Consider the following 13,430-nt stretch of genomic DNA (forward strand, 5'->3'; position numbering starts at 1 on the left):
CGGTCGGCCGGTGCTAGCGTGCCCGGCCATGCGGCGATCGGGGCCTCGGTGATGGGGGACGTCACGTTCGACCAGGACCTGGTCCGGGCGCTGCTGCGGGATCAGCACCCGGACCTCGCGGACCTCGAACTCCGGGACGTCGACGGGGGCTGGGGCAACCAGGTGTGGCGGCTCGGGGACGAGCTGGCCGTGCGCTTGCCGCGCACCGATCGCGGGCCCGCCATGCTGCACGCCGAGCAGACGTGGCTGCCGGTGCTGGCCGACCGCCTGCCGCTGCCCACGCCCGTCCCGGTGCGCCTCGGCAGACCTTCGAACCTGTTCGGGGACACCTGGACGGTCGCGCGCTGGGTCGAGGGCGAGCCTGCCGACCACACGCCGATCACCCGCGTCGAGGCGGCCGACGTCCTCGCGGAGTTCCTCCGCGCGCTGCACGAACCCGCGCCCGCCGACGCGCCGGTCAACCCCACCCGCGGCATCCCCCTGGTCGGGTTGCGCGACGGGATCGACGGCTGGTTCGAGCTGATCGCCGACCACCCGGGCGCCGACCGCGCGCGTGAGGTGTGGGAGAAGGCCGTGGCGGCGCCCGACTGGCCGGGCGCGCCGCGGTGGCTGCACGGTGACCTGCACCCGGCGAACGTCGTCGTCCGCGACGGGACGCTCACCGGGGTGATCGACTTCGGCGAGCTGTGCGCGGGCGACCCCGCCACCGACCTCGCCGCCGCTTGGGTCCTGCTGCCCGCCGGCGCGGCGGGCCGGTTCTTCGACGCCTACGGGCAGGCCGACGAAGCGACCGTCACCCGGGCCCGCGGTTGGGCCGTCCTGCGCGCCCTGGTCCTGATCGGGATCGGGCGCAACGGCCGGCTCGGCCTCGCCGGCGGCAAACCGACCTGGGAACCCGCGGGTCACGCCGCGCTGGACCGCGTTCTGGTGGCATGAACCAACGAGTACGCGCCCACCACCGCGAGCAGGTACACAGGGCGGCGCCGAGCAGTTCGCGCGCGCCGTCGGGTCCGTGGCACGCGGGGGCACGCGGGCGCCCGATGCGTTGAGCGTGCCCGATCGGGGATCACTTGATCGTGGCGCGGTCACCTGATCAGGTCATTCGAGAGGGCGGCCGTCCTCGTCCTCGATGTGCATGGCCGCGTCCTCGGGGCCGCGCAGGTAGTTCGACCCGGCTTCGTCGGCGATCGAGGTCGGTTCCTCGTCGATGAAGTCGCCGTCGTCGTCGGGCGCGGAGAACTGCGGGCCGGGTGTTTCGGAGTCGCGTCGCAGGCCGTGGCCCTCGCCCGTGCCCCATCGCGGCTCGATCGCCTCTTGTTGCTCGGACATCGGTCCTCCTCGGGCGTGCGCTCGTTCGTCGGCCATGGTCGCTCCTCCCGTGCCGGGCAGGGGGCACACAGACGGGTTACCCGTGTGCCCCGATCGGACACTGCTCGTTTGCTCGCGCGTGCGCCGGTGAAACCTCGAGGGCATGACGAGGAGCGGCACGATGGCGGTGTCGGTCGACGCCTGGGGTGTCGACCTGGCCGCTGACCTCGGCGTGCCGTCCGATCCGGCCGGGGTGGTGGTGTTCGCGCACGGTTCGGGCAGCTCGCGGCACAGCGGGCGCAACCAGGCCGTGGCGGAGTCGTTGCGGCGGGACGGCTACGCGACGCTGCTGCTCGACCTGCTGACGGAGCGCGAGGAGCGGGAGGACCGGGTCACCGGGCGGCTGCGGTTCGACATCGGGTTGCTGGCGGAGCGGGTGGCGGCGTCGGTGGAGTGGACTTCGCGGGCGCCGGCGACGCGGGGGTTGCCGATCGGGCTGTTCGGTGCGAGCACGGGCGCGGCGGCGGCGTTGGTCGCGGCGGCCGGGACGTACCTGGTGAGGGCGGTCGTGTCGCGGGGCGGTCGGCCGGACTTGGCTGGGCGGGCGTTGTCGCGGGTGCGCGCGCCGACGTTGCTGGTGGTCGGCGGTCGTGACGAGGAGGTCCTGGAGCTGAACCGTGCGGCGGCGGAGGAGTTGGCGGTGCTGTGGCGGCTCGAGGTGGTGGAGGGCGCGACACACCTGTTCGAGGAGCCGGGGGCGTTGGACCAGGTCGCGCAGCTGGCGGGTTCGTGGTTCCGGGACTTCCTCTGATCCCGGGTCCGCTGATGTGAGCCTTGCAGGATCAGCGCGGTCCGAGGGTCTGGTCGGCGGTGCGGCGGTTGGTTGCCGGCCTCGTTGTTTCAACCGACGTTCGAGGTTGGCGATAACGGTGTTTTCTTTGAGGGCATTTTCAGGATCACCCCATTGGGGGACCTGGTTCGGGGTGGGAGGTGGAAGATCGCTCGGCCTCCGTTCCAGGCTCGGAGGGGTCGTGGCCAGGTAGGCCAGTCGCCATCCCTGATCATCATGCCACCACACCGGAGAATGCGCCTCGACGTGCGTGCGACCCAAGTGTGAGCCCGGAGCTGGAAGGCCGACCGACGAGCGGCCGGTGGTCGGTCAGCCCCGAGGGCTCGCGGTCAGCTCCTCGACCCCGCCGTCGTCCCACCGGACGCGGCGCAAACGCGGGCACCCGCGTCACGCCGCGTCCGACAGGTAGTGGACGGCCCACCGGCCGGCCGGTGATAGCGCCGGCGAGTGCGGCGCCCGGCCGTCCACCACCAGCACGGCCGTCAAGCCGGTCACGTCAAGCCGGTCACACCGGCTCAAGCGGTCACGGCCGCCAGGTCAGTGCTAGCGACGCCACTTCTGGTTCGCCGTGCCCGCGCAGTCCCACATCTGCAGGACCGCGTCGTTGTTCGGGTTCCAGTCGGCGATGTCCACGCACTTGTTCGCCTGCGGGTTGACGAGGTCACCCGCGGCGGTCAGGACGAACTGCTGGGCCGGGTTCCCGCTGCACCTCGCGACCTGGACGGCGGCGCCGTTCGAGGTCGAGCCCCAGGCCACGTCCATGCACATGTTGTTCTGCGTGCGGAACGTGCCGCCGGTCGACTCCCACTGCTGGTTCGTGCCGCCCGTGCAGTCCCACACGATCAGGCGCTGACCGTCGGTGAAGTTCCAGTTCGGCACGTCGACGCACTTGCCGTGCCACGCGCTGACGATGCCGCCCGCGGGCCCCGGCGGCGGGGTGCCGCCACCACCCGTGAACGGCGTCAGGATGATCCCCGCCGAACGCGGGTCGCCGTCGTGCACCAACGACTCCTGCGCCTGCACGTCGTCGAACGCGAAGCCGTAAGCCTTGCCGTCCACCATGTTCTGGTGCACGAGCCGCGAGTAGTGGTTGGTGAGCGCACCCTGGTAGAAGTCGGCCGGCCCGCCGCCGGGCTGCGTGTCGATCCTGCCGAGCGTGGAGCGGTGCAGCGCGGCGCACAGGGTGCGCGCGATCGGCCCGACGACCTGGTCGTTGGGCGCGTGCAGCGCCCCGTCGCACCCCCACACGTTCGACGTGGACGGCTTGGCGAACGACGCCACCTGACGTCCCGACGAGTCGGTGAAGTTCATGGTGGTGCCCGACGTGCGGCCGAAGTAGCGGATGTCCGGCCGGTCGCCGAACGGCACCACGGTCAACGTCTTGGTGGTGTAGGCGTTCCACGCCTGCGTGATGTACGGGTCGAGGTAGGCGCGGTCGAACAGGCCCGCGTCCGCCGCCTTGCCCGGCGCGAGCACGCGCACCACCGTGCCGTCGGCGCGGGTGCGGACCGAGTTCGCCCAGCCGGCCTGGTTGCGCACGCCGTTGATCACGTTGTCGCGGCCGTTCGCGACCAGCTCGCCGGTCTTCTTCGTCACGCCGCTCGCCCCGGTCACGGTGACCGCGTGCGGTACGGCGAACATGTCCACCTGCGAGCTGTTCAACCACAGGCCGGCGTCGTTGTAGGTGAACTCGCTCCAGTCGAACAGGATGTCCCGGTTCGGGTCGCTCGGCGACCACGGCGCGGGCTGCACCAGGCCGTCCGGCGTGAGGAAGAACTTGAGCTTCTCCCCGAACGACATGTAGACGCGGCCGGAGATGAACCGCGGCACGCGCAGGGTGACGGAGCCGCCGTTGGGCGGGCCCGCGATCGACACGTCCGGCGCGGGCGAGGGCGGGTTGGCCCCGACCGGCCACGGCGTGAACGTGCCCGACTGGTTGACGTACCCGAGCCGGCCGCCGGGCCGGATGTCGGTGCCGAGCACGTACAGGTGGACGGCCTCGGCACGGCCGCTGTTGTTGGTGATCGTGATCGGCAGCAGGTCCGGTCCGACGGCCGCGGCCGGTGTGGCGGCGGCCAGTGACGCCGACGTGGCGAGCGCGGCGAACGCGCTCAACCACTTCGTCAGGGTGCGCATGGTTGCGACTCCTCGGTGCAGGGCAAGGTTGTCCCGACCTCCCGGCCGGTTCCAGGGCGGCCAAGCGGTCGGACGCCGACGCGGACGGGTCCGTGAGAGCGCTTCCATAGCGTTGTGCGATGGTTGGACCAATGTCAAGGGCAGAACGTGACCCGCACCACTGGAGTCCGATGTGGATCGGCGGCCAGAGTGGTGGCATGACCTACGACGTCGACTCCGTCCGCGCCCGCTTCCCCTCCCTCGCCACCGGCACCGCCCACTTCGACGGTCCGGGCGGCTCGCAGGTGCCCGCCGCCGTCGCGGACGCCGTGCGCGACGCGATGACCTCGTCCCTGGCCAACCGCGGCGTGGTGACCGACGCCGAACGGGCGGCCGACGCGATCGTGCTGGACGCCCGGCGCGCCGTGGCCGACCTGCTCGGCGCGCCGCCGGAGGGCGTGGTGTTCGGGCGCAGCATGACGCAGCTGACCTACGACTTCGCCCGCACGCTGGCGCGGACCTGGGCGCCCGGCGACGAGGTGGTGGTGACCAGGCTCGACCACGACGCGAACGTGCGGCCGTGGGTGCAGGCGGCCGAGGCGGTGGGCGCGGTGGTGCGGTGGGTCGGGTTCGACCCGGCGACCGGCGAGCTGGACGACGTCGCCGGCGTGCTGTCGGAGCGGACCCGGCTGGTGGCCGTCACGGCGGCGTCGAACCTGATCGGCACGCGGCCCGCGTTGGCCGGGATCGCCGCTTCGGCGCACGAGGCCGGCGCGCTGTTCTACGTGGACGGAGTGCACTTCGCCGCGCACCACCCGGTGGACGTGGAGGCGATCGGGGCGGACTTCTTCGCGTGCTCGCCGTACAAGTTCTTCGGGCCGCACTGCGGTGTGGTGGTGGGGCGGCCGGAGGTGCTGGCGGAGCTGCGGCCGGACAAGCTGCTGCCGTCGACGGACGCGGTGCCGGAGCGGTTCGAGCTGGGCACGCTGCCGTACGAGGTGCTGGCCGGCTGCACGGCCGCGGTGGACTTCATCGCCGACCTGGCGCCGTCGGCCGGGACCCGCCGTGAGCGGATCACGGCGTCGTTGGCGGCGGTGGCCGAGCACGAGGACCGGTTGCGGGAGAAGGTCGAGGCGGGGCTGGCGGCGCTGCCCGGCGTGACGGTGTGGTCGCGGGCCCGGCTGCGCACCCCGACCGTGCTGGCGACGTTCGCCGAGCACGCGGCGGCGGACGTGTACCGGCACCTGGCCGGGTTGGGCGTGAACGCGCCGGCGGGCTCGTTCTACGCGATCGAGGCGTCCCGGTGGCTGGGGCTCGGCGACACCGGCGGGCTGAGGGTCGGGCTCGCGCCGTACTCGACGGAGGCCGAGGTGGACCGGCTGCTCGACGGGGTGGCCGGGTTCGTGCGCTCCGGTCGGGCGTGAGCCGGCGAACCCTGGACGAACGGACGCGCGATCGGCGGAGGCCGGTCCGGGTGTGCGCCCGGACCGGCCTCCGCCGGGTCAGAGGGAGCCGGCCAGGCCGGTCAGGAAGCGGTCGAGGCCCTGGCTGAACAGGGCATCCCAGTCGGGGTCGTCGAGGTGGTCGTTGGCGGCCAGGGTGGGGTAGGCGTCGGCGTTCGCCCGGACGTGCGTGTTGGCGGCGTCCCGGACGGCCGCGTTGCGCCACGTGGACTGGGTCAGCGCGGAGCCGATGGCGAAGTTGGCCAGGCCGTGCGTCGCGGCGGCCAGGTCGACGCCCCGGAAGCCCGCGCCGGCCAGCGTCGCCTGGAGGAACTCGGTGCGCCGGAGCACGTTCGGGCCCAGCGTCGGCCGACCCAGCAACGGCGGTGACCACGGGTGGCGCAGCATCGTCGCCCGCCACGCCAGCACCAGCGCCCGGACCGCGTCCGCCCACTCGCCGCCGTCCGGCACCCGCACCTCGGCGAAGATCGCGTCCACGGCCAGGTCGAGCACGTCGTCCTTGGTCTTCACGTGCCAGTACAGGGTGGGCGGGGCGACGTCGAGGCGTTCGGCGAGCCTGCGCATGGTGAGCCGGGCCGGGCCTTCGGCGTCCAGCAGCGCCACCGCCGCCACGACGATCCGGTCCACCGTGAGCGGCACGTCCCGCCGTCCCCTGGCCGGCCTCAACCACACCCCGCCCTGATAACCCGTCGCGTCCACGATCGGGACTCTAGTACGTTGGTCGGGTTCTCGACCAACGTTCGAGAGGGTGGCCGATGGCTCACGTCGAGGTGTCCGACCTGACCTACGCCCTGGCCGACGGGCGCGTGCTGCTGGACCGCGTGTCGTTCCGCGTCGGCGAGGGCGTCACCGCAGGGCTGGTCGGGCCGAACGGCGCGGGCAAGACGACGTTGCTGCGGCTCGTGGCCGGTGAGCTGCGGCCCGCGGCCGGCGAGATCGCCACCAGCGGCGGCGTCGGGGTGATGCGGCAGTTCATCACCGGCGACGCGGTCCGCGACCTGCTGCTCGCCGTCGCGCCCGACCGCGTCCGGGCGAGCGCGAAGGCCCTGGCCGAAGCCGAAGCCGCGGTGGCCGGGCGCGACGAGGAGGACACCCAACTGGCCCTCGCGGACGCCATCGCCGAGCACGTTGACGCGGGCGGCTACGACATCGAGGTCGTCTGGGACACCTGCACGACCGTCGCGCTCGGCCTGCCGTTCGCCCGGGCCGCCGACCGGCCCGTGGCCACGCTGTCCGGCGGCGAGCAGAAGCGCCTGGTCCTGGAAGCCCTGCTGCGCGGCCCGGACGACGTGCTGCTGCTGGACGAGCCGGACAACTACCTGGACGTGCCCGGCAAGCAGTGGCTGGCGCGGGAGCTGGCCGCGAGCCGCAAGACGATCCTGCTGGTCTCGCACGACCGGCAGCTGCTCGCCGACGCCGCCGACCGGATCGTCGCCGTCGAGGACCGCGACGTCTGGGTGCACGGCGGCGGCTTCGCCACGTTCGCCCAGGCCAGGCACGACCGGATCGACCGGCTGGACGAGCGGCGCAAGCGGTGGCGCGACGAGCACCGCAGGCTGAAGACCACCGTGCACGCCCTGCGCCGGAACGCCGCCCGCAACGACGCCGTGTCCTCGGCCTACCGCGCCGCGAGCGCCCGGCTGGCCAGGTTCGAGGAGGCCGGCCCGCCGCAACGGCCGCCGAAGCGGCGCACCGTCCGCATGCGCCTGCAGGGTGGTCGCACCGGCAAGCAGGCGTTGAGCTGCAAGGGTTTGGCGGTGTCCGGTCTGATCGAGCCGTTCGACCTCGACGTGTGGTTCGGCGAGCGGATCGCCGTCCTCGGCGCGAACGGCACCGGGAAGTCCTGGCTCCTGCGCGTGCTCGCCGACCCGTCCGCGACCCGGCACTCGGGCCGGATCTCCTTCGGCGCGCGGGTCGTGCCCGGCCACTTCGCCCAGACCCACGCCCGCCCCGACCTGGTCGGACGGGCGGTGGCCGACATCGTCACGCGGGACCACGGGATCGAGCGCGACGACGCGATGGCCGCCCTCGCCCGCTACGAGCTCGCCCCCGCGTGGCGGCAGCCGTTCGAGACGTTGTCGGGCGGCCAGCAGGCGCGGTTGCAGATCCTGCTGCTGGAGCTGGCCGGCGAGACGCTGCTGCTGCTGGACGAGCCGACCGACAACCTCGACGTGGCCGCCGCGGACGCCTTGCAGGAGGGCTTGCGCGCGTTCACCGGCACCGTCCTGGCCATCACCCACGACCGCTGGTTCGCCGCCGACTTCGACCGGTTCCTGCACGTCGACCGGGACGGCCGGGTCGAGGAGGTGCCCGAGCCGGTCTGGTCCTAGCGGCGGCGCGGCCCGAACGTCATGCGCAGCCGGCGGACGGCGACGCCGACCAGCGGCCGGTGCGGGAGCAGCCACGCCAGCGGGCCCGCCGGGTCGACGTGCCAGCGGGCGCGGACCGGGGCGACCCGACCGGTGGCGCGCAGGGGTGTGCGGGCCAGGCCGTCGCCGAACGCCTGCCACGTCGACCCCGCCGCCGGCAGCCACACGTCGAACCGGGGCGTCCGCGCGCGGACCGAGGCGAGGGGACCGTGCTCGTCCCGGGCCGACGCGGCGAGGTCCCGACCCCACTCGAACTCCGCCGGCTCCTTCGGGATGCCCCACAGCTCGCGGCCACCCGCCAGCGACGCCGGGCTGTCCACCCAGATGCGCGGGATCGACACCCCGAACCGCAGGCCACGCCGCACCAGCACGGCGGCCAGCACCTCGTGGTAGGCCATGCCCGGCGGCCGGTAGTCCACGAACGCCGTGCCGACCACGGCCCGCCCGAACACGGTCACCGGCCGCACCGGCAGCGGTGGCAGCGCCGTCGCCCGGACCAGCCACACCGACACGCACGCGCGGCCGTGCAGCTGCCACGGCTCCGGCGGATAGCTCATCGATCACCCCTCACGGTCAGGCGCAGCGCCCCGGGAGCGGTCGGCGGCACGACCGGGCTCCGCGGCGCGACCGCGTTCAGCCGGACGTACGCCGCACCGGGCTCCGGACGCGGGTCGCGGTCACCATTGTTGGGCCACAACGACATCGCGCGCTCGGCGAGCGCGGTGATGGTCAGCGCCGGGTTCACGCCGAGGTTCGCCGGGATCGTGGAACCGTCGACCACGTGCAGGCCCGGGTAGCCGTGCACCCGGTGGTACGGGTCGACCACGCCGGTGGCCGGCGAGTCGCCGATCACGCACCCGCCGATCAGGTGACCGGTCAGCGGCACGTCCGCCAGGTCCGGCCAGGCCCCGCGCGCGACGCCGCCGACGCGGGCCGCGATCCGCCGCGCCACCTCGTGCCCGAGCGGGATCCACGTCGGGTTCGGCACGTCGCCCTGCCGCGTGGTCATCCGCCTGCCGAGCACGCCCCGGCGCTCGACCGTGGTCAGCGAGTTGTCCAGGCTCTGCATCACCAGCAACGCGATCGTCTCCTCCGACCACCGGCGCGGGTCGTGCAGCCACCCGAAGTCGCGCCACCCGCGCGCCAGCTCGCGCGCGCCGCGTCGCAACCGCCGCGGTCCGCCGCCGACCAGCACGGTCATCAGCAGGCCCATCAGGTTGCTGCCCCGCCCGTACCGCACCGGTTCCACGTGCGTGTGCTCGTCCGGGTGGAACGACGAGGTGATCGCCACGCCCAGCGAGTGGTCCGCCTCGCCGTCGCGCACCCGCACGCCCAGCACCGCCTCGGAGTTGGTGCGGCACAACGTGCCCAGCCTCGGCGAGAGGCGCGGCAGGCTGGTGCGCCGCAGCCGGTGCAGCAGTCGTTGCGTGCCCAGCGACGCCGCCGCGAACACGACCTGCCGCGCGGTGAAGTCCCGTCCGCGCCGACCGCCCGTGCGCCGCGTCGCGACCGTGAAACCGCCGGGCGCCGGCCGCACGTCGACCGCCGTGGTCAGCGGGTGCACCCGCGCGCCCGCGAGCTCGGCGAGGTGGAGGTAGTTCTTCACCAGGGTGTTCTTGGCGTTGTGCCGACAGCCGGTCATGCACTGCCCGCAGTGCGTGCACGGCGACCGGGTCGGCCCGACACCGCCGAAGAACGGGTCGCCCGGCGCGCCGAAGTGCACGCCGACCCGCGACCGGTGGTAGGTCTCGCCGACGCCCATCTCCTCGGCGACCGCACGCAGGACGCGGTCCGCCGCCGTGGTTCGAGGGTTCCCGGTCACGCCGAGCATCCGCGACGCCTGGTCGTAGTGCGGCGCCAGCTCGGACCGCCAGTCGGTGATGTGCGCCCACTGCCGGTCGCGGTAGAACGCCTCCGGCGGCTCGTACAACGTGTTCGCGTACACCAGCGACCCGCCGCCCACGCCCGCGCCGCTGAGCACCAGCACGTCGCGCAGGAGGTCGACCCGCTGGATGCCCAGGCAGCCCAGCGACGGCGCGAACAGGTAGTCGCGCACCTGCCAGGACGTGCGCGGGAAGTCCTCGTCGGCGAACCGGCGGCCGGCCTCCAGCACCCCGACGCGGTAGCCCTTCTCGCTCAGCCGCAACGCGGTGGCGCCGCCGCCGAACCCGGACCCGATCACCAGCACGTCGTAGTCCACCCTCACCCTCCCACCGCTCGGAAGTCGGCCAGGTCCGCCCGTGCCGTGCGCCGCCGGTACTCCCACACCAGGCCGGGCCAGTTGGTGGTGATCCGGCCGCCGTCCGCGCGGTACCAGCTGGAGCACAGGCTCCACACGCTGTGCCGCAGGCGGCGTTGCACCTCGGCGTCGAACGCCTCCGCCACCTCCGGTCGCACCTCCACCCCGGCCACGCCCGCGTGGACGAGCCGGTCGAGCACGCGCAGCACGTACCGGATCTGCGCCTCGATCATGGTCAGCACCGAGTTGCCGCCCAGGTTCGTGTTGGGGCCGTAGAGCAGGAACAGGTTCGGGAAGCCGGGCACGGTGACGCCCAGGTGCGCGCGGGCGCCGCCGGCCCACGCGTCGGCCAGTTCCCGCCCGTCCCGGCCGCGGACGCGCAGCGGCGCGAGGAAGTCGGCCGCCGCGAAGCCCGTGCCGTAGACCAGCACGTCGGCGGGGTGCTCGACGCCGTCGGCGGTGCGCACGCCGTGCTCGGTGAGCCCGGTGACCGGCGAGGTGACGACGTCGACGTCCGGGCGGGTCAACGCCGGGTACCAGTCGTTGGAGAACAGCAGCCGCTGGCAGCCGGCCGGAGCGCCCGGGGTCAGCTGCGCCCGCAACACCGGGTCGCGCACCCGCCAGAACCGGTGCAGCGCGGTCAACGCCTCCACCGCCTTGCGCGAGCCGGGGCCCGACGTCAGCGCGGCGGTCAGCAGCTCGCCGGTCAGCCACGTCGCCACGCGGCCGACCCGTCCGCCGAGCAACCGCGACGGGCGGGCGCGATCGGGCTTCGGCAGCACGTGCGGCGCGGTGCGCTGGAACACCGTCACGCGTTCCGCGACCTGCCGCACGTGCGGCACGAACTGCACCGCGCTGGCGCCCGTGCCGATCACCGCCACTCGCCGTCCGCGCAGGTCCACGTCGTGCCGCCAGCGCGCGCTGTGGAACGCCGGCCCGCCGAAGCGCCCCGGCAGGTCGGGCACGGCCGGCCGGGACAGCTGCCCGACCGCGCTGATCAGCACGTCGCACTCGACCACCTCGCCGCCCGCCAGCTCGACCCGCCACCGACCGCCCTCGCGCGCGGCGCCGGTCACGTCGCAGCCCAGCCGCACGAGGTCGCGCACCGGGGCCGCGGCGTCGCGCAGGTAGGCGAGGATGTCGGGCTGCGCGGCGTACCGGCGCGGCCAGGAGGCGTTGGGCGCGAACGAGTACGAGTACAACGACGACGGCACGTCGCACGCCGCGCCGGGATAGGTGTTGTCCCGCCACACGCCGCCGACGTCGTCCGCGCGTTCCAGCACGGTGACGTCGGTGAACCCGGCCCGGCGCAGGCCCAGCGCCATGCCGATGCCCGCGAACCCCGCCCCGATCACCACGACCGCCGTCACCCCGGCGACGGTAGGGAGGAACCCCTCGAACGCACCAGGACATCACCGGCCGGGTAATTGACAATGGTGGCCATGGCGACGTTGACCGAGCCGGCGGTGCGGCACTGGGACTTCCGCCGGGGCATCGCGAGCGTGGCGCTGCTGGTGCGCTTCGGGGCCGACCACGGCATCGGCGCGGACCGGCTGCTCGCGGGCAGCGGGCTGGACGCCGCGCACCTGGCCGAGCCGGCCGCGGAGGTCGAGGCGCGCCAGGAGCTGCGGGTCGTGCGCAACCTCGTCGCCGTGCTGCCGGACAGCGGGGTGGACGTCGGCCGCCGGTACCACGCGACCACGTTCGGCATCCTCGGCTACGCGTTCCTCAGCTGCGCCACCGTGCGGGACGCCGTCGACACCGCGCTGCGCTACCTGGACCTGAGCTTCGCGTTCACCAACCCGACCGCGTCGGTCGACGGCGACCGGGTGCGGGTGGAGCTGGACGACACCGCGCTGCCCGCCGGGGTGGCCCGGTTCCTGGCCGAACGGGACCTGGCCGCGATCCACACGGTGATCGGCGAGCTGGTGCCCGGCGGGGTGCCCGTGCTGGAGGTGGACTTCCGGTTCCCCGAGCCCGCCGATCACGGTCACGAGGCCGTGTTCGGGGTGCGGCCGACGTTCGGGGCGGCGCGGTGCGGGTCGTCGTTCGACATCTCGTTGCTGGGGCGGGACCTGCCGCTGGCGAGCCCCGAGACCAGCGCGATGTGCGAGGCGCAGCTCCGGGACCTGGTGGCCCGCCGCCGGGACCGGCTCGGGGTGGTGGCGGCGGTGCGGTCGCGGTTGGCCGGGTCGGACGCCTTCGACGTCACGGTGGCGGAGGTGGCGGGGGAGTTGGGGATGAGCGCGCGGACGTTGCGGCGCAGGCTGGCCGCCCGCGGCACCGGCTACCAGGAGCTGTTGGACGAGGCGCGCGCGGCGCGCGCGGAGGAGCTGCTGACCACGACCGACCTGCCGGTGGAACGGATCGCGGCACGCCTGGGCTACGCCGAGGCGGCGGCCTTCATCCACGCCTTCCGCCGCTGGCGCGGCACCACCCCGGGCGACTACGGCCGACGCCGCCGCGCCGGCTGACCGCCCACGGGCGCGGTGGACTCGCGCTCCACCAGCCGGACGCCCATCGTCACCGGCTCCTCGGGCAACTCGCCCGTCTCCACCGAGTCCAGCAGCATCCGCATCGCCGTGATCGCCTTGCCCGCGACGTCCTGCGCGACCGTCGTCAACCCGGGCGTCACGTACTCGCACAGGTCGAGGTCGTCGAACCCCACCACAGACACGTCGTCGGGCACCGCCGCGCCGTCCAGGCTCCACGACCGCAGCGCGGCACCGGCAACCGCGCGGAGGGCGACCACGTCGCGGACACCGTGACCTCGGCGGCGGGTATCGCGGTCGGCACGAGGTCGACCCGGTGCCCCTGGCCGGCACCACCTCGATCCGCCGGAACACGTTGCTGCGCACGGGCAGCCGGGAGCCGAACTGGCAGACCGACCTGGGCGCGCTGTGGATCTACGCGGACAGCGCCGACATCGCCGAGCCGATCACCGTGGAGGACCTGGGCATCACACGACCGTGACCCGTGCCGCGGCGGGAGGCCTGACCAACCCCGGCGGCTACCCGCTCGTCCAAGGGGCCGTGAACTCGGGCTTCCGGCACAAGTGGCTGGTCGGCGCAGCTGATCAGGTACTC

13 protein-coding genes are annotated in these 13,430 nt (G+C 73.9%); 6 read left to right on the top strand and 7 right to left on the bottom strand.

Annotated elements, in window-relative coordinates; translation table 11 throughout:
- Positions 1 to 18: 18 nt before the first annotated feature.
- Positions 19 to 936, top strand: coding sequence for an aminoglycoside phosphotransferase family protein (locus ACZ7GX_RS05535; RefSeq protein ID WP_498773179.1), 918 nt, complete (start codon positions 19 to 21; stop codon positions 934 to 936).
- Positions 937 to 1,098: 162 nt separating this feature from the next.
- Here the strand turns inward: ACZ7GX_RS05535 and ACZ7GX_RS05540 are convergent, their stop codons facing one another.
- Complete coding sequence (locus tag ACZ7GX_RS05540; protein ID WP_498773181.1) at positions 1,099 to 1,329, bottom strand: hypothetical protein; 231 nt, start codon at positions 1,327 to 1,329, stop codon at positions 1,099 to 1,101.
- Positions 1,330 to 1,471: 142 nt separating this feature from the next.
- On the opposite strand from ACZ7GX_RS05540, the gene ACZ7GX_RS05545 reads away from it, so the two are divergent.
- Positions 1,472 to 2,119 (top strand): dienelactone hydrolase family protein, encoded by a 648-nt coding sequence (locus ACZ7GX_RS05545; RefSeq protein WP_498773183.1) that lies wholly within the window; start codon positions 1,472 to 1,474, stop codon positions 2,117 to 2,119.
- Between the two features lie 582 nt (positions 2,120 to 2,701).
- Here the strand turns inward: ACZ7GX_RS05545 and ACZ7GX_RS05550 are convergent.
- Complete coding sequence (locus tag ACZ7GX_RS05550; RefSeq protein WP_498773185.1) at positions 2,702 to 4,294, bottom strand: glycoside hydrolase family 64 protein; 1,593 nt, start codon at positions 4,292 to 4,294, stop codon at positions 2,702 to 2,704.
- A 197-nt stretch (positions 4,295 to 4,491) separates the two neighbouring features.
- Here ACZ7GX_RS05550 and ACZ7GX_RS05555 point away from each other — a divergent pair, with 197 nt between their 5' ends.
- Entirely contained in the window at positions 4,492 to 5,697 is a 1,206-nt protein-coding gene (locus ACZ7GX_RS05555; protein WP_498773187.1) for a cysteine desulfurase-like protein, read from the top strand.
- 78 nt (positions 5,698 to 5,775) lie between these two features.
- Here ACZ7GX_RS05555 and ACZ7GX_RS05560 read toward each other — a convergent pair whose 3' ends face one another.
- Positions 5,776 to 6,435, bottom strand: coding sequence for a TetR/AcrR family transcriptional regulator (locus ACZ7GX_RS05560; protein WP_498773189.1), 660 nt, complete (start codon positions 6,433 to 6,435; stop codon positions 5,776 to 5,778).
- Between the two features lie 56 nt (positions 6,436 to 6,491).
- Here ACZ7GX_RS05560 and ACZ7GX_RS05565 point away from each other — a divergent pair, with 56 nt between their 5' ends.
- Positions 6,492 to 8,066, top strand: a complete 1,575-nt coding sequence (locus tag ACZ7GX_RS05565) for an ABC-F family ATP-binding cassette domain-containing protein (protein ID WP_498773191.1) — start codon at positions 6,492 to 6,494, stop codon at positions 8,064 to 8,066.
- Here the strand turns inward: ACZ7GX_RS05565 and ACZ7GX_RS05570 are convergent.
- From ACZ7GX_RS05570 to ACZ7GX_RS05580, 3 genes are read right to left on the bottom strand one after another with little or no spacing between them, the layout of a single operon-like run.
- Positions 8,063 to 8,662 (bottom strand): acetoacetate decarboxylase family protein, encoded by a 600-nt coding sequence (locus ACZ7GX_RS05570; protein ID WP_498773193.1) that lies wholly within the window; start codon positions 8,660 to 8,662, stop codon positions 8,063 to 8,065. The genes ACZ7GX_RS05565 and ACZ7GX_RS05570 overlap by 4 nt on opposite strands.
- Positions 8,659 to 10,305 carry an FAD-dependent oxidoreductase gene (locus tag ACZ7GX_RS05575; protein ID WP_498773462.1) on the bottom strand — a complete coding sequence of 549 codons (1,647 nt, stop codon included), beginning with the start codon at positions 10,303 to 10,305 and terminating at the stop codon, positions 8,659 to 8,661. Before ACZ7GX_RS05575 ends, ACZ7GX_RS05570 begins: the two co-directional genes overlap by 4 nt.
- 2 nt (positions 10,306 to 10,307) lie before the next feature.
- On the bottom strand, positions 10,308 to 11,714 hold the full coding sequence (locus ACZ7GX_RS05580; RefSeq protein ID WP_498773195.1) for a flavin-containing monooxygenase: 1,407 nt from the start codon (positions 11,712 to 11,714) through the stop codon (positions 10,308 to 10,310).
- A gap of 72 nt (positions 11,715 to 11,786) precedes the next feature.
- Here ACZ7GX_RS05580 and ACZ7GX_RS05585 point away from each other — a divergent pair, with 72 nt between their 5' ends.
- Positions 11,787 to 12,818, top strand: coding sequence for an AraC family transcriptional regulator (locus ACZ7GX_RS05585; protein WP_498773197.1), 1,032 nt, complete (start codon positions 11,787 to 11,789; stop codon positions 12,816 to 12,818).
- Here ACZ7GX_RS05585 and ACZ7GX_RS05590 read toward each other — a convergent pair.
- Complete coding sequence (locus ACZ7GX_RS05590; RefSeq protein ID WP_498773199.1) at positions 12,791 to 13,096, bottom strand: substrate-binding domain-containing protein; 306 nt, start codon at positions 13,094 to 13,096, stop codon at positions 12,791 to 12,793. The genes ACZ7GX_RS05585 and ACZ7GX_RS05590 overlap by 28 nt on opposite strands.
- A gap of 56 nt (positions 13,097 to 13,152) precedes the next feature.
- Between ACZ7GX_RS05590 and ACZ7GX_RS05595 the strand changes: the two genes are divergently transcribed.
- Positions 13,153 to 13,317: a hypothetical protein gene (locus ACZ7GX_RS05595; RefSeq protein WP_498773201.1), complete on the top strand. Its 165-nt coding sequence runs from the start codon at positions 13,153 to 13,155 to the stop codon at positions 13,315 to 13,317.
- Positions 13,318 to 13,430 lie beyond the last annotated feature (113 nt).

Source organism: Actinosynnema sp. NPDC037264, from assembly GCF_055603705.1.